The organism is Glutamicibacter bergerei, from assembly GCF_054495185.1.
Genome location: NZ_CM137131.1, coordinates 2,710,086 through 2,726,237, shown reverse-complemented (window position 1 = coordinate 2,726,237; position 16,152 = coordinate 2,710,086). Strand labels below are relative to the sequence as shown.

The following is a 16,152-nucleotide window of genomic DNA, read 5'->3' as shown; positions in this document are numbered from 1 at the left end:
TTGCGTGGGCAGAGCATAGTAGCGTTGAGCTATGAACGCTGAAGCCCGTGTTGGAGCCCTTGACCTCTTAGGCTACGGATCCCCGTACCCTGACGTGTACAGCAACCGCGCCAGATGGGCCGGACTCGGCAGCGGGAAAACTGCGGTCGTCACCGGCGCCAACGCTGGTTTGGGATTTTTTACCAGCCTTGCTCTGGCTGCAAGCGGTGCCCACGTAGTGCTAGCTTGCCGCAACGAGGCCAAAGCAGCTCGAGCGATTGAGGCTATTGAGCACCGAGTGCCAAATGCAGAACTCGAATATTTACCTTTTGACTCGGCCTCGTTGGAATCTGCCGGTGCGCTGGGCCAAGTGCTACGCCACCGCGAGATAGATATCCTCATCGCTAACGCGGGGATTATCCGCAGCCCAGAAACACGAAGTACCGGAAGCCTAGGTTATGAGCTGACCATGGCCACAAACTTCCTCGGACACGCCCGATTGGTCGGCGAACTCGCCGAAACTTTCCGCACGCGTCCCATGAAATTTATTGGGCTGGGGTCCATCTCGACGAACATGCTGAAAAGCAATCCTGAAGACTTGGCGCTTACCGGGGGCTATCACCCCCACCGCGCCTACGCGCAGTCCAAAGCGGTGCTACAGTCTTTCACTTTGGCTTTGGACCATCGGCTCAAACAGCTTTCCTGGCCGTCGCGTTCGATTGCGGTACACCCTGGTTATTCAATTTCGGGGCTTACCCCGCAGATGCCCGGAATCAACGAACCGGCCTACCTCAAGCGCTTTCAAGGCCAGCTTCAGGCGAGTTTCGCGCAGGGCAAACACGAAGGCGCAGTCAACATTGTGGAAGCGGCGTTGAACCGCGGCGTCGAGCAGAGTCCCCGGGGAACCTATATTGGTCCAAAATTTCTTTCAAAAGGTGAATCTGTACTAGCCAGACCCGCAAAAATAACCCGGCAGAAGCGACTTATGGACCCTGTATGGAAAGTTTTTGTTGAAGCAAATTGTGGAGTAGATCCATTCAGAATTTGAGCCACCGTGAACTTTCACACCTCGAAAGATCGCCGATTTTCATCAAAAACCGCGGAACTGTGCGCTTATCGTCGGTAAATGCTGGTAAGTTCTCTCAAGTAAGCCCGTGCGAGCGTGCGGCATCCAAATCCCGAACGGGGTGAGGATCACTAGTCCAGGAGGACCACACATTGGCTATGAACCGTAGCGAACTTGTTGCCGCTGTTGCAGCTAAGACCGAAAACTCCCAGGTTGCCGTCAACGGTGTACTGGATGCTGTTTTTGAGGTATTCGTTGACCAGATTTCCCAGGGCGAGAAGGTTTCGATCCCAGGTTGGTTGGCAGTGGAGCGCACCGATCGTGCAGCACGCACCGGCCGTAACCCACAGACCGGCGAAGCTATCCAGATTCCAGCTGGCCACTCGGTCAAGCTGACCGCTGGTTCGAAGCTGAAGGCTGCTGTCGCCAAGAAGTAAGGCCACAGCGCAATTTATGCGTTGCAAAGACCCGTTACCCGAACCCTGTTCGCGGTAACGGGTCTTTGTCGTTAAGTACCAATTTCTTAGTATTTGTCTCCCTTGAGCATCAAAAACCGACCGTCTAACGTGTAGAACCGCAAAATGTTGAGAAAATCCCGGGAATTCGCACGTTTTCGCGCGTTTTCGGGGCAAAGGTTTGATATGTTCTCACTGGTAAGTCCGTGCGACCGCGCGGCGTCCGTGGCTCTGCCGGGTCATGGATCACTAGTCCAGGAGGACCACACATTGGCTATGAACCGTAGCGAACTTGTTGCCGCAGTAGCAGCTAAGACCGAAAACTCCCAGGTTGCCGTCAACGGTGTGCTTGACGCCCTGTTCGAAGTTTTCGTTGATCAGATTTCCCAGGGTGAGAAGGTTTCGATCCCAGGTTGGTTGGCAGTGGAGCGCACCGATCGTGCAGCACGCACCGGCCGTAACCCGCAGACCGGCGAAGCTATCCAGATTCCAGCTGGCCACTCGGTCAAGCTGACCGCTGGTTCGAAGCTGAAGGCTGCTGTTTCAAAGAAGTAGTCCCCAGATCTTTGGCATGGGCCCGATTCTCGAAAGGGAGTCGGGCTTTTGTCGTCTTAGCGCATAACGAAGCGGTAGCGCGTTGAGGCAATCTTCTACCTAGCGTAGAATCAAAGCTTAGGTAGCAATATGACGACTGAACGGTAGATCTTCGTGTCCAAGGACTTCGGCCCCACCCGCGTACTGCGCGGTTGGCTAGCTGCAAGCCTATGCACTTGGACAGCATTCGCCGCACACGCACACAGCGCACCGACTCAGGCTTCGCTCGTGGTGATGGTCTTGATTACCTGTGTTTCTGCCGTCATTGCCACCGCTATGGTGGGCAAAAAATTCTCTTTACTCAGCACGAGTCTTGTCGTTTTGCTCAGCCAAGGTCTCTATCACCTAGGACTTTCGGTGATGACGCACCACGGTGTGGACGTCGTGGCTACTCAAGGAGCGTCGTTTGGACACCAGCATGGTGACATGTTGGTGGGGAACATTGCCTCGCATTACAGCGCGGTGCAATCAGAATCAATGCTGTACGCACACGTACTTGCAGCGCTAACCAGTATCTTGGTGCTCCGTGTGGGCGAACAGCTGCTATCCGTCGTGTTGGATGCAGTGTCATTGAGCGCTGCGCGTCAAGTCCTGGTCCTTGCAGCACGGATTGTCCCGGATTTCCCGAAGGCCCCGGCAAACTTCGTCACCCCGGTGTTGAACCACCTTTCGGTGTTCCTCCGGCTCCCGGCCCGGCGAGGCCCACCTTCCAACGTATTGAATCTTTTCGCTTAAAACGACTCAATACACTCCGATTGTGCACTCCGGTACATGATCATTTGGAAGGAATATTTTGAACTCCCTTGCTCTACAGCACTCCCGCATACTCTTGGCCCGGCTTTCAGCGGCTATTCTGATAGCCCTTGTCGCGGTCTTTAGCAGTGTCAGCGCAGCTTCGGCTCATGACGAGCTGGTCTCCTCAAACCCGGTCGCTGGCTCGACGATGACTAAATCTCCCGAGAAGATCGAATTGAATTTCTCCGGTGTACTGCAGCAGCTCGCTGGTGCAGAAACTTCCGTGGTGGCCTTGAGCACCGAAGACGGCACCAAGCTGGCCAGTGAAGTGACTACCAAGGGCAAGAACGTCACCGTAGTACCGGAGAAAAAACTCGATTCGGGAACATACAAGCTTGTTTACCGCGTGGTCTCCTCCGATGGACACCCCATCGAAGCGAGCTTCAACTTCACTGTCAAACTGCCGGTAGCAGCCAGTGCAACGCCCAGCGATTCGGTCACTAATGCACCCGCGCCGTCGGCACCAGCCGAACAAAACAACGAACCAATTCAGCAGCTCGGATCCCAGGTTAGCCCGGTCATTTGGGTCATTGTTGGCATTGCAATCCTCGGTGCAGCAATCGCCGTGCTTGTGAAGTTCACTCGCCAGAACAAGTAGGCGCTTGCGTCCACCGCGCAGTACTACCAATCCCACAATTTCTTTCGCAAGGCGACGGATACCGGTAGAACCGGTTGCCCGAGCGCATGACTTCATGTGCCCAATTCACCGGACGGAACCTCGGCCTTGCGAGCTAGCGAAAGCTGACAGAGCAATGAAAAATTTCAAATTCGCCACCACCCTGAGCATATGCGCAGCAGTCTTGTTGACCGGTTGCGCCCAAAACACAGAAACAGTCACCCCTGCTGGAGCCAGCGAGCAAGTACAGAACACTCAAGCGGAGAATCTTCGCACCAATGAAACCTGGGCGAAAGCAGCAGAAAAGGGCATGAGTGCTGCCTTCGGAACGCTGCACAATGCAGGTGAATCAACGCTTGAACTTGAACGCGTCACAGACCTGAGCGCCAATACCGTGATTGAAATCCATGACACCGAAGGTCAAGGAACGAAGGCCGTGATGAAGCAACACGAAGGCGCGTTGCTAATCAATCCGGGCGAAGACGTTGTCCTGGCACCTGGCGGAACGCACTTTATGTTCATGAATCTAAAAAGTCCATTAGTAGCGTCACAAACCTCGACCTTGCAATTGGACTTCAGTGACGGAAGCAAAGCCCAAGTGCAATTCCCTATTCGTAACTTCAGCGGCGCCAACGAAAGTTACCACGGCTCCGCGGGCGAACATGAAGATCACGGGAGTCACTAAGTGACCAGCACAAATCTCCAACCCTCACGCAGGCTGATTCTCGGAGGTTCCGCGGGCGCCGCATTGGGCGGAGTCTTTGCCGGATTTGGTGTCGGCAGGGCAACGGCTGTTGAAAGACCTGCAGCCTCGGCCGCGCAAAACCAGCACGCACAATTCACGGCGTTCCACGGTAAATATCAGGCGGGAATTCTCACCGAACCACAAGCTCACGCGGTTTTCCTCGGGAGCAACGTTCACTTGGATGGGCTCAAAAAGTCAGAACGAGTCGAAAAGATTCGTTCGATACTGCAAATGCTCAGTTCGGATATCGAACGGTTAGTCGCCGGCAGGGGAGTGCTTGCAGATACTGAGCCGGAAATGTCTCAGGCGGCCGCACAACTGACGGTGACCGTAGGTCTGGGGCCAGCGATACTCGATCTCTTAGGGCAGAGCACGGCAGTCGTAGACACATTGCCGCCATTTGCTGGTGAAAAGCTTAACCCGCGCTACGGCCAGAGTGATCTGATAATTCAGTGCTGTGCTCAGGACCCCACAGTCTTGCATCATGCGGTGCGTGCCTTGCGCAAAAATCTGCGGGGCATTACCGAAGAAGTGTTTACCCAGAGTGGTTTCACCCACGCGGCGCACACGGTGCGTGAAGGTCAAGGTTTTCGCAATCTTTTTGGACAACTTGATGGGACGAATAATCCCACCGACCAAGCGCGTGAACTTGCGGTGTTTGGTGATGCCCAGGAGCCAAGTTGGACACCAGCAGGCACCGTTTTGGTGCTTCGTCGCATCGAAATGAACCTGGATAAATGGGATGAAGTGGACCGGGCAGGACGAGACTTTGCGCTCGGACGGCGGCAAAGCGATGGATCTCCGCTGTCTGGCTCGTCGCTTAGCGACCCGGTGGATCTGCAGGCCGTGGATAGTATGGGTTTGCCGGCCATCGCCGCGCACGCGCATGTTGCTAGGGCCAAACCTTCCAGTGGGGCCGAGGTCCTCTGGCGCCGTGGCTATAACTATCACGGTGAGAATGGTTCGGGGCTCCTTTTTGCGTCCTATCAGCGAGATCCACGTACCAGTTTCATTCCGGTGCAGCAGCGGTTAGCGCAGCTTGATGCGCTCAACGAGTGGACTACACATGTTGGCTCGGCTATCTATGCGATCCTGCCGGGAGTCCATGAAGGAGAGTACTTGGGAGAGTTCTTGTTCACTGCTAGTACTTAGCCGCACGTAGCAATGTGGTGAGGCGGTGTGAGATGCACCGCCTCACCATTGGAAAAGCCCTACCCGATTAATCCCGGGGTAAATGCAAGTGAGATGATGGAGAGGTTATGGCCACTCAAATACCAAAGCCCCCGGCTCAAGCCACGGCGCCGCAGAAACTCTCCATTTCGCGCTACCTGATTCTGGCGATCCCTGTGATGGCGATCGTTTTTCTTAGTGCAGCGCTATTCACCGGAATTGCGGTTCCCAGCGAGCTAGCTGACCCCGGGGCCTTTGTACGGTGGGCTTTGCCAATATCTCGCGCAATTCATCACAGTGCCATGGCTATCACCGTTGCGGCACTGTTATTTGCGGCGGTCATACTTCCCCGTACGACAAAAGTCCGGCGTGCCAGCGCGGATGATGGGCGTATTGAGGTCGGGCAGAGCCACCCGGCTTTCACCCGTGCCATGAATATCGCTGCCGGCGCCGGAATGGTGTGGACGCTTGCAGCGGCTACCGTGTTGCTGTTGACCTTCTGGGATCTGGCCGGTGTGCCAATGAACCTAGACCCGAGTTACACCGCAGCGATCCTCGACTATATTCTGCAGCTTGCCACCGGCCGTGCATGGGCATGGATGATCGTTATCGCGGCGATCACCAGCTCATTAGCGTTGGCGCTACGCTCGCACTCGGGTGTGGGACTCACCGCGGTATTCTCGCTGTTCGGCATAGTTCCCATGGCGTTTATCGGACACGCAGCCGGCGGGGATGACCACTACGGTGCGGTGAACTCCATTGCCTTACACTTGCTCGCGGTGGTTATTTGGTTTGGTGGCATTGTCGTTTTGGCTTTGCTCTCTCCCACACTGTCCAGCAAAGCGCCCGGCCGATATGAGACACGACCGGTACTCGCTGGCGTCGTACTCAGCCGTTTTTCTGCCCTCGCAACGTTCGCCATCATTTTGATGGCAGGATCCGGGCTGGCCTCAGCCACGATCCGGATTACCGAATTTGATCAGTGGTTCTCTAAATATGGCCTAGTTGTTATCGCCAAGGTCATCTTGACCCTGGCCCTCGGCTTCCTAGGTCTTATGCACCGCAGGCAGGTCATTCCGCAACTGCTGGCAGGTAAGTTCACCGCGCTAGCCGCCGCCTGGCGGATCGTGACAGCCGAACTGATTCTGATGGGCGCAACCATGTCATTGGCGACGGTGCTGGCGCGTACCGCACCACCGACCGATGATCAGCCGCCAGTGGATGCAACCCCTGCCCGTTTGCTGACAGGTTATGAATTACCACCGGCGCCGAGCACCGCAAGCTGGTTCACCGTCTGGCGGTGGGACTGGTTATGGGTCGCAATCTGCTTCTTCTTGCTGGCGCTGTATTTGTGGGCCTTTATTATTCTGCGCCGTCGCGGAGACAAACCAAGTTTCCCACGGTTGTTTAGCTGGATTATCGGACTAGTGGTGCTCTTTTACATCACCAGCGGCGCCCTGTCCGTCTACGGCAAGGTGCAGTTCTCGGTGCACATGGTTGACCACATGTCATTGACCATGATTGCTCCAATTTTCTTGGTGCTAGGCACCCCGGTCACCCTGGCGCTGAAGGTCTTGGGTTCACGGACCGATGGAACCAGAGGGCCACGTGAATGGATCCTGTGGGCGGTGCATTCGAGGTATTCGGCTGTAGTCACCCATCCCATTTTTGCGGCCGTCATGTTCGCCGGATCGATTGTCGTTTTTTACTTCACCCCGATTCTCGAAATCGCCATGAAGTACCACGCGGGGCACGAATTGATGAACCTGCACTTCTTGCTGACCGGCTACATCTTCGCCTTGTCGCTGGTGGATGCCGACCCAATTCCCAAGCGTTACCCGTATCCGATGCGGCTGATTGTGTTGCTTGCTACCGTAGCGTTCCACGCGTTCTTCGGTGTAGCAATGATGGGAAGCGAAAACCTCTTGGCTCCCGACTGGTTCGGCAATATGGGTCGCACCTGGGGTGGCACGGCAATGGAAGACCAAGTTGTTGGTGCTGGCGCGATGTGGGCCATTGGCGAGGTGCCAACCTTGGTCCTGGCTATCCTCGTGGTGGTTTCGTGGCTACGACAGGACAAAAAGGACACCAAACGTTATGACCGTCAGGCAGAGCGTGATGGGGATGCCGAGCTGGAGGCCTACAACCAGATGTTTGCACAGATGAAACAGCAAGAAACTAAGGGAGAACACCGTGGCCGCTAAGCTATGGAAGGTGACGGCGGTTATGCTGGCCGGTGGGTTACTGCTGTCCTCGTGCGCCGCACCAGAAGCCGGTGGCGACATGCCGGATGACCTAACTCATCAAAAAGCTACCGAGCAGCCAGCGCAGCCAAGTGCACAGAGTACGGCGCCGAGTAATACGGCAGAAGAAATGACTCGGGCACAGTTCATCGCCTCGACCGGATCGGTTATTGCGGCAACCTTAGGTTTCCCGAATTCACGTCAAATTTCAGCCGAGGAGCTCAAAGGCCTAGCGGTACCGCCCACTGACACCCTCAAAGATGTCGTGGTGTTGCCCTCCCAGTGTTCAAAACCTGTCGAAGAGCTGAATTGGTCACCGGCTCAAATGGGCACCGAAGCTGCTCGCACCGACTTCACTAACGAAGCGCAAAATATTGCGGGGTCTATCGAAGTGGCCAAGGTGACCCACCGGCAGAAGCTCGAAGATCATTACAAAACGGTGCTTGAAATTCGTACCGAGTGTAAAAGTGTGAAGCTCAATGGACTGGACTTCACCGAAACATTGAAATTCTCCAGCCCCGGAATATCCGACGTTGAGTCTCAGTTGTATTACACACGCACCGGGGACTCCGCGAACGCTCGCGAATCGCTGGTGCTTATGCAAAGCAAGGGCGACTACGTGGTCATGGTTTCGTTCATGTCTACCGTCTCTCTGGCCGAACAACAATTCAACGACGTGGCCAAGACCATCTTGGACACCGCGGTTTCACAGCTGTAACTGGCTTAGCATCGCTTCATACTCTTCGGCGGTGAAAGTCCAGTGGAGGATAATTAGTACTTCACTGTCGCATTTAGATAGTGAAGTCGCCTTGAAAGGACCATCATGAGTGCAACTTCCGATTCAGTACGCGCAAACTACAAGGTGAGGGCCAGCGAGCTGTTGGGTCGCAACTGGTTGAACACCGGTGGCGAACAACTGAATCTTGAAGCTCTCCGTGGCAAGATTGTCATCCTCGATTTTTGGACCTTCTGCTGCATTAACTGCCTTCACGTGTTGGACGAACTCCGTCCCCTCGAGGCAAAATACGCCGACGTGTTGGTGACCGTTGGCGTGCACTCCCCAAAGTTTGAGCACGAGGCAGACCCCGACGCACTGGCTGCCGCCGTGGAACGCTACGAAATTCACCACCCGGTACTTGACGATCCAGAACTTGTCACCTGGCAGGCCTATGGCGCGCGCGCTTGGCCAACATTGGTGGTCTTGGATCCCGAAGGCTACATCGTGGCGCACCTCTCCGGTGAGGGCCATGCTCAGGGCCTTGGCTCACTAGTTGATGAACTAGTCGCCGAGCACGAAGCCAAGGGCACCTTGCACCGTGGAAACGGTCCCTATGTGGCGCCCGAAGCCCGCGAGGGTGACCTGCGATTCCCCGGCAAGACGATCGCCTTGGCGAACGGTAATTTCTTGGTCGGCGACTCCGGTCACCACCGCCTGGTAGAACTAGGTAATGATCTGAGCACCGTGGTGCGCACCATCGGCGCCGGGGTTAAAGGTTATGCCGACGGAGATGCACAAAGCGCTCAGTTTAATGAACTGCAGGGTCTGACCGCACTGCCCACCGAGCTTGCCGCGAAGGTTGGCTACGACGTAATCGTTGCAGATACCGTCAACCACCGCTTGCGCTCGGTGAACCTGAGCACCGGCGAGGTAGGTACGCTAGCTGGCAACGGAGTGCAGCGTCTGCTGGATGCGGAAAACGCTCGCCAGGAACACCAGCCCACTGACTTGGGCACTGACTCGTTGAACGTTTCGTTGTCCTCACCGTGGGACGTGCTCTATCACCCATCGGGCAAGGTCATCATCGCGATGGCTGGAACCCACCAAATCTTCTCCTTTGACCCGCTGACCAGTGCCTTGCATGTGTACGCCGGTAGTGGATTAGAAGGTCTGTCCGATGGCGCACCATTGGAAGCATGGTTTGCCCAGCCTTCCGGGCTGACCTTGGACACCAATGATGATGTGTGGGTTGCCGATTCGGAGACCAGCGCTTTGCGTCGTTTGGAAATTGACGGGCACGGCGAGGTCATCAAGGTCCACACCGCCATTGGTGCAGGACTGTTCGACTTTGGTTTCCGCGATGGTGAAGCGGACCAGGCTCGTCTGCAGCACCCACTGGGTGTAACCGCACTGCCCGACGGTTCTATTGCTGTGGCAGATTCGTACAACGGCGCCGTGCGCCGCTTTGATCCGGTGACGCAAATGGTTTCTACCCTGGCCAAGGGGCTGAAGGAACCGGCAGATGTATTGCTGGACGACTCGGTGGATGGCGCTCCGGTACTGCTGGTGGTGGAAACCAACACCCACCAACTGATCCGTATTCCGGTGCCTGCCGAAGCGCTGGTCGTCGACGAGGGTGCAAGCCAGACCCAACGTCCAAAGACTAAGGTGCAGGCCGGTCAGCACGAGATCGTGGTGCGCTTTGCGGCACCTAAGGGACAGAAACTCGATGACCGTTGGGGAGATCCCACGCAGTTGAAGATTTCGTCCAGTCCCGAAGAGCTGCTTCTTGACGGTGGTGGCACTTCTATTGGTTTGACCCGGACCTTGAAGCTAAACCCCGAGGTGAGCGACGGCGTATTGCACATTACAGCCCGTGCCGCGGCCTGTGATGGGGAACCTGGCGGAGAAATTCCAGATCATGCAGCCTGCCACCTCTACCAGCAAGACTGGGGCATCCCGGTGGAGCTCGATGAGTCCGGAGATAACGAACTCTTGTTGGATCTTCGTGGAGTGAATTAGTCACAGTGGATCCCAGATCAAGGCGCGCTTTGCTTTGCGAAGCGCGCCTTGATCATTTAAAAACCAAGAAATTGAGGAAACCTCACCAATTTTATCCCAGACAGTCGTTAGACTGGATGCCGACAGGAGGAGCCGAAACGGTACGGCATCGGCTAGCTAAGTAGTGGCAAACAGGATGTTCCGGGCACTAGAAGTTCCGAACTATCGGTTATGGGTCATTGGTGCACTTGTCTCTAATATCGGCACATGGATGCAGCGTGTGGCCCAGGACTGGTTGGTACTCACGGAGCTCACCGACCACGACGGGATAGCCACCGGAATCACCACCGGTTTACAGTTCCTGCCCATTCTGATTCTTGGACCCTATGCGGGACTCATTGCCGATAGATATGACAAGCGCAAGATCTTGCTCGTCACTCAAACTTTCATGGGTCTGTGTGCGCTGGTCTTGGGAACCCTGGTCATTACCGGAACGGTGCAACTGTGGCATGTCTATGTGCTGGCAGCATTGCTGGGGGTGGGCTCGGCCTTTGACGCTCCAGCCCGGCAGGCATTTGTGTCCGAAATCGTGCCAGGAACGCACCTAACCAACGCCGTGGCGCTCAATAGCGCCAATTTCAACCTCGCCCGGTTGGCGGGGCCAGGCATCGCCGGCGCGGTGATTGCGTTGGTGGGAACCGGCCCAGCCTTCTTGCTCAACGGCTTGTCTTTCCTTGCGGTGCTCTTCTCCTTGAGCAGCATGAAAATCTCCGAACTGAGCCGCTCAACACCTGTCAGGAGAGCTAAAGGACAGGTACGCGAGGGGTTCAAATACGTGAAAAACCGCAAAGATCTCTTGCTGATCTTTGCGATGGCCTTTGTGATTGGCACCTTCGGACTGAACTTCCAATTGACCAACGCGATGATGGCCGCCGAAGTTTACGGTGTGGGTGCGGCAGAATACGGAATTCTGGGCAGCATCATGGCCATCGGCACCTTCGCCGGAGCTTTATTTGCGGCGCGCCGTTCCAGACCACGTTGGCGTTTTGTCATTGGTGGTGGCATTGCCTTTGGCGCCACGGCTTTATTGTCCGCAGTGATGCCGCACTACCTGCTTTTTGCCGCGAGTTTAGTGTTGGTGGGGCTTAGCTCGCTGACGTTCCTGAACAGTTGTAACACCATGGTGCAGACCTCGGTTCCACCAATGTATCGCGCACGGGTCTTGGCGCTGTACCTGATGGTGGTGCAGGGCGGAACGCCGCTCGGGGCGCCTTTAGTGGGTTGGATCGCCGAACTGCTGGGGGTACGCGCTGCGGTGGCGTTCGGAGCCATACTCTCGTTGTTAGTCTCGGTGCTGGCGCTGATTATCTGGCAACGATTCCGCGCAGATGCTGTGCCCCTGAGAACACAGTTCAAAGAGATTATCTTGCCGCACCAACGGCGCGAGGGAACCGAAGATTAGTCTTCGGAGCCGGCTACGGGTACCACACTGACCTCGGAAGTGCTCGTGGTGAGCTGAGCGGTGAAAGAAAATTCATCGCTCACGGTTTTTTTCTCCAACGAACCGGTACGTAAATCTTGCTCGGTCAGCGACAACTTTGCGGTGACCTTCAACGGGCTAAGCACCCAGGCGCCGTTATAGTAATTAACCTCAATAGTCGGGTATTTCGCGATAGACCATTTGATAGTCTCCGGGTTCACCCGGGACGGTGTGTGATACGCAAACGGGCACCCCGACGGCATGAGTACCTGCTGTGCCGCACATTTATCGAGGTATCCGCGGACCTTGGAATTGATCTGTGCGATAAATTCTTTGGTGGGCTGTGTCTTTAATGAAATTTCTACCGGCTTCTTGGCGGGGCCGGTGACGACTACACCACGGGTGTCGGCTTCGAAGTTCTTAGTGCTGAAGCTTGCGTCGGTAATCGAGGGGTAGAACACCGGCAAGGTGCTGACGCCCTTAACCAGTGGGATTTTTTGTCCGCTGACGGATACCTCATTGACCGTATTCGCTTTGACCTTGACCGTGGGTAGGGTTACCGGTTCGAAGGCCCACTGATCAAAAAATAACCAGGACTTTCCGGTACTGCGCAAGGTGTAGGTTGATTCCTTATCGACGCCGTCGGCCTTGTACTTGGCGACGACGGTGCGAATATCGGGATTATTCTCTGGTGTTTCGGCCTTTTGCGCCTCAAAATCTGTGATCCCAGCTTGGGTGCGCTTGAGCACTTCCCCGTCCAAGGCGACAGCGTCACCGGTCGGGACTTTGGCACCTAGCAGTCCAAGGGCTTCAGCGCCTTCGCCGGCCAGCAGATGCTGATGCAAGGACTGAACAGCGTGCTCGGCAGAAAACAGGCTGCGGTTAGCAACGATGGCGCTGGTGACTACCAACGCAGCGATGATGACGGCCGCGGTCGCCCAGCGCAGAGCAAGGCGTGGCACAGAGATACGAGATTTCATTATTAATCAGGCTAGCGGGTTTCGGTTCAGAGGTTGTAACTCAACGGCGACGTCGGCGGCGTTTTGTGCCGAACATTCCACGGAGCAATTCACGTCCAATGCTGTTTGCTGCATCGAGAGCAAAGTCCATCAGTGGGTTGACTTGATTGTTTGAAGATTTAGTCGGCTCTCGCGGAGGATTTGCGGGTTCCGATGAAGAATTTGTACGTGACGAAGATGGCGTAGCAGTGTTTACCGGTCCAGAGCCTGTGGCAGGCTGCGTATTTTGTGGCATCGTGCTCGGTTTGCCAAGAATTGAATCGGCAATCCGTTGCGCCTCGGCATCCACATCTTGTGGACCCGAAGAATTGGCCGCGCCGGGTGGGGCCTCCGTGGGTGCTTGAGCGTCCGGAGCAGTTTCGCCACTGAGCATCTCCATGGCCGAACGCCTATCCACGGCGGTTCCATATTTCGGTGCTAGTACAGAGCTTTGAATGAGTGCTGCTTGAGTTTCAGGTGCTGCCGGACCAATATGCGAGCCGGGTGAGGTGAGTTTAGTCCACGCGACCGGGGTCGGCGCGCCACGCTCGTTAAGCACGGTGATAACCGCCTCGCCAACGCCCGCCTGGGTCAGCGCTTGTTGCAGGTCTAGTGGACCAGATGGGAAGGTCTTGATGATTGCCTTGAGCGCTTCGCCATCCTTTGGGGTGAAGACACGCACCGCATGCTGGATACGGTTACCAAGCTGCCCGAGGACCTCATCTGGTAAGTCTGAAGGGGACTGGGTAACAAAGAACAGTCCAACACCCTTGGAACGGATTAAGCGCACCGTAGAAATAATCGCGTTGACGAAAGCCTTCGAAGCATCCTTGAACAGCAGGTGGGCTTCATCCAGGAAGAATACGAGTTTTGGTTTGTCCAAATCACCGGCTTCTGGCAGATCTTCAAAAAGATCTGCCAGCAACCACATCATGAATGTTGAGAACAACAGTGGCTGACGGTTGAGCGATGGAAGCTCCAAACAGCTAATAATTCCGTTGCCTGATTCATCAAATCTGAGGAAATCAGCGGTATCAAATTCTGGCTGGCCAAAGAACTTGTCTAAACCTTGGGACTGCAAGATGGTTAGCCCACGTAGGATCACCGAGGCAGTGGCCGAAGGAACCCCACCCAGCCCCTTGAGATCTTCTTTGCCTTCATCGCTGAGCAAGAAACTCAAAACGGCTTTGAGGTCTTTGAGATCATCCATGGGAAATTCACGTTGATCGGCGTAGTGGAAGACCAACTGGAGACATTCTTCTTGCGTTTCGTTGAGTTCTAGGACTCGTGAAAGCAGGATGGGGCCAAAAGAATCTATCGTGGCACGTACCGAGATACCGTCGTTTCCTTCGCCCAAGGCAAGGAATTCCACCGGGTTAGCCCGTGCGGTGAACTGATGGCCAATACTTGAAAGTCGCGCGGTGAGCTTTTCGCTTGCCGTCCCGGCTTGAGCTAGACCGCCAAGGTCGCCCTTGATGTCGGCGAGAAATACGGGCACACCGTGTGCACTCAATTGCTCCGCCATCACCTGTAAGGTGACGGTCTTACCGGTGCCGGTAGCGCCGGCAATAATTCCGTGTCGATTGAGCATGCGCAACGGAACCCGAACTTGGGCTTCTGTAACGGGATTTCCCGCAACAATTGCAGCACCTAGTTCAAGGCATGCGCCGTCGAAAACGTAACCATCTTTGAGCGCCGTGAGGTTCTCCTGCGAAGTACTTTCAGCCATGTCCATAGCCTACGCATGCAATGGTGACGAAGTGACAAACGGCACGTAAAAAGTTTGTGGCTGATTTAGAAAGGGTGCAGTAACCGCTGCATGAAGGCCTTGGTCCGTTCATGGGTCGGGTTGCCAAGCACCTGAGCCGCAGGCCCACGCTCAACAACTACTCCATCGTCCATGAACACCACCGTATCGGCTACATCGCGGGCGAATGCGAGCTCGTGGGTTACCAGTACCATCGACCAACCTTCTTGGGCGAGCTCTTTAATGACGCTGAGCACCTCACCTACTAGCTCTGGATCCAGTGCGCTGGTCGGCTCATCAAAGAGCAAAAGGTCTGGCTGGAGCATCAGCGCCCGCACAATGCCTACGCGCTGTTGCTGTCCACCTGAAAGCGAGGAGGGGTAGTCGCTCGACTTTTGTTCAAGGCCAACGCGTTCAAGAAGTTCATTCGCGCGCGACATAACTTCCTCGCGCGGCCTGCGTTGCACCTGCAACGGGCCAATAGTCACGTTTTGTAGCACCGTCAGGTGAGGAAACAAGTGATGCCCTTGGAACACCATCGCCGAGCGGTCCCGCAGGACCTGAGCTTTCTTAGCTGGTAGCCCAGGCTGAAAGGTGACCTCGGGTCCGCCGGCAAAAGAAACGACTCCACTATCGGGAGATTCCAAACCGTTCAGGCAACGCAACGCGGTAGTTTTTCCCGAGCCGGAGGGGCCAATCAACGCGAGAACTTCGCCGGACTGGACACTAAAATCTATGCCACGCAGCACCTTGTTAGTGCCGAATGACTTATGCAGATCGGTGACGTTGAGCAAGGGGGTCAGAGCCTTAGGCGACATACTTTTCAAGCCTGCTTTCCATACGGTCTTGAACTGCGGAGAGAACCAAACAGATCACCCAGTAAATGGCCGCCGCTTCCATATAGAGCAACATAAATTCGTAGGTGGTGGCCGCGATTTCCTGGGCACGCCGGAACATCTCTGTTACGAGAATCATCGAGGCCAGTGAGGTGTCTTTGACCAATGAAATAAAAGTGTTGGACAACGGCGGAATAGCTACACGAGCCGCCTGCGGCAAGATTAGCTTGTAGAGCGTCCGAGTCTTGGACATGCCAATGGTATAGCCAGCTTCCCATTGCCCTCCGGGCACGGAAAGAATCGCAGCACGAATAATTTCTGCGGCGTAACCACCCACGTTGAGTGTGAAAGCGATGATGGCCGAAGGCCATGGGTCAATGGTGACCCCCAACGAAGGCAGCCCGTAGAAGATCACGAACAGCTGTACTAACAGTGGGGTGCCGCGAATGATCGAAATATAGCCGCGGGCAATGCCTGAAACTACTTTATTCGCGCTGATCCGCATCAACGCGACCATCAGCGCCACTGCAAGGCCTAAGACAAAGCTGATTATTGCCAGCGGAATCGTGGCTGTCAGCGCGCCACTGACCATGGGCCACAACGAGTCCAAAGCTAGCTGCCAAAGTGAATCCATTTATTCTCTTCCCGTCCTTTGCAACGGACACTGGCCCCAAAGGGGATCCTTGGGGCCAGTTTACGCGTCGAAGTG

The 16,152-nt window shown here is 55.5% G+C and carries 15 protein-coding genes; 11 read left to right on the top strand and 4 right to left on the bottom strand.

Annotation, left to right across the window (positions count from 1 at the left end):
• Positions 1 to 31 precede the first annotated feature (31 nt).
• From ACX5K5_RS12670 to ACX5K5_RS12620, 11 genes are all read left to right on the top strand, one after another.
• On the top strand, positions 32 to 1,027 hold the full coding sequence (locus ACX5K5_RS12670) for an SDR family NAD(P)-dependent oxidoreductase (protein ID WP_459174469.1): 996 nt from the start codon (positions 32 to 34) through the stop codon (positions 1,025 to 1,027).
• A gap of 170 nt (positions 1,028 to 1,197) precedes the next feature.
• A complete protein-coding gene (locus ACX5K5_RS12665) occupies positions 1,198 to 1,482 on the top strand; it encodes an HU family DNA-binding protein (protein ID WP_096255551.1) in 285 nt (94 codons plus the stop codon).
• A 288-nt stretch (positions 1,483 to 1,770) separates the two neighbouring features.
• Complete coding sequence (locus ACX5K5_RS12660; RefSeq protein WP_096255549.1) at positions 1,771 to 2,055, top strand: HU family DNA-binding protein; 285 nt, start codon at positions 1,771 to 1,773, stop codon at positions 2,053 to 2,055.
• A 153-nt stretch (positions 2,056 to 2,208) separates the two neighbouring features.
• Positions 2,209 to 2,829 carry a hypothetical protein gene (locus ACX5K5_RS12655; RefSeq protein WP_459174468.1) on the top strand — a complete coding sequence of 207 codons (621 nt, stop codon included), beginning with the start codon at positions 2,209 to 2,211 and terminating at the stop codon, positions 2,827 to 2,829.
• A 58-nt stretch (positions 2,830 to 2,887) separates the two neighbouring features.
• The gene (locus tag ACX5K5_RS12650) at positions 2,888 to 3,487 is read left to right on the top strand and encodes a copper resistance CopC family protein (protein ID WP_346059303.1); all 600 of its coding nucleotides are present in this window, start codon (positions 2,888 to 2,890) and stop codon (positions 3,485 to 3,487) included.
• A 154-nt stretch (positions 3,488 to 3,641) separates the two neighbouring features.
• Positions 3,642 to 4,190 (top strand): copper chaperone PCu(A)C, encoded by a 549-nt coding sequence (locus ACX5K5_RS12645; protein WP_459174467.1) that lies wholly within the window; start codon positions 3,642 to 3,644, stop codon positions 4,188 to 4,190.
• A complete protein-coding gene (locus ACX5K5_RS12640) occupies positions 4,191 to 5,402 on the top strand; it encodes a Dyp-type peroxidase (RefSeq protein ID WP_459174466.1) in 1,212 nt (403 codons plus the stop codon).
• 107 nt (positions 5,403 to 5,509) lie between these two features.
• The gene (locus ACX5K5_RS12635; RefSeq protein WP_441664524.1) at positions 5,510 to 7,624 is read left to right on the top strand and encodes a bifunctional copper resistance protein CopD/cytochrome c oxidase assembly protein; all 2,115 of its coding nucleotides are present in this window, start codon (positions 5,510 to 5,512) and stop codon (positions 7,622 to 7,624) included.
• Positions 7,614 to 8,381 (top strand): hypothetical protein, encoded by a 768-nt coding sequence (locus ACX5K5_RS12630; protein WP_459174465.1) that lies wholly within the window; start codon positions 7,614 to 7,616, stop codon positions 8,379 to 8,381. The genes ACX5K5_RS12635 and ACX5K5_RS12630 overlap by 11 nt, the downstream gene beginning before the upstream one ends.
• 105 nt (positions 8,382 to 8,486) lie before the next feature.
• On the top strand, positions 8,487 to 10,403 hold the full coding sequence (locus ACX5K5_RS12625) for an NHL domain-containing thioredoxin family protein (RefSeq protein WP_096255535.1): 1,917 nt from the start codon (positions 8,487 to 8,489) through the stop codon (positions 10,401 to 10,403).
• Between the two features lie 175 nt (positions 10,404 to 10,578).
• Positions 10,579 to 11,844 (top strand): MFS transporter, encoded by a 1,266-nt coding sequence (locus ACX5K5_RS12620; protein WP_096255533.1) that lies wholly within the window; start codon positions 10,579 to 10,581, stop codon positions 11,842 to 11,844.
• Here the strand turns inward: ACX5K5_RS12620 and ACX5K5_RS12615 are convergent.
• The 4 genes from ACX5K5_RS12615 to ACX5K5_RS12600 all read right to left on the bottom strand — a co-directional run bounded on the left by ACX5K5_RS12615 (position 11,841) and on the right by ACX5K5_RS12600 (position 16,077).
• Entirely contained in the window at positions 11,841 to 12,842 is a 1,002-nt protein-coding gene (locus ACX5K5_RS12615) for a hypothetical protein (RefSeq protein WP_459174464.1), read from the bottom strand. The genes ACX5K5_RS12620 and ACX5K5_RS12615 overlap by 4 nt on opposite strands.
• A 40-nt stretch (positions 12,843 to 12,882) precedes the next feature.
• Entirely contained in the window at positions 12,883 to 14,589 is a 1,707-nt protein-coding gene (locus ACX5K5_RS12610; protein WP_170947806.1) for a helicase HerA-like domain-containing protein, read from the bottom strand.
• A 65-nt stretch (positions 14,590 to 14,654) separates the two neighbouring features.
• On the bottom strand, positions 14,655 to 15,425 hold the full coding sequence (locus ACX5K5_RS12605) for an amino acid ABC transporter ATP-binding protein (RefSeq protein ID WP_096255527.1): 771 nt from the start codon (positions 15,423 to 15,425) through the stop codon (positions 14,655 to 14,657).
• Complete coding sequence (locus ACX5K5_RS12600) at positions 15,415 to 16,077, bottom strand: amino acid ABC transporter permease (RefSeq protein WP_096255525.1); 663 nt, start codon at positions 16,075 to 16,077, stop codon at positions 15,415 to 15,417. The genes ACX5K5_RS12605 and ACX5K5_RS12600 overlap by 11 nt, the downstream gene beginning before the upstream one ends.
• Between the last annotated feature and the right edge of the window lie 75 nt (positions 16,078 to 16,152).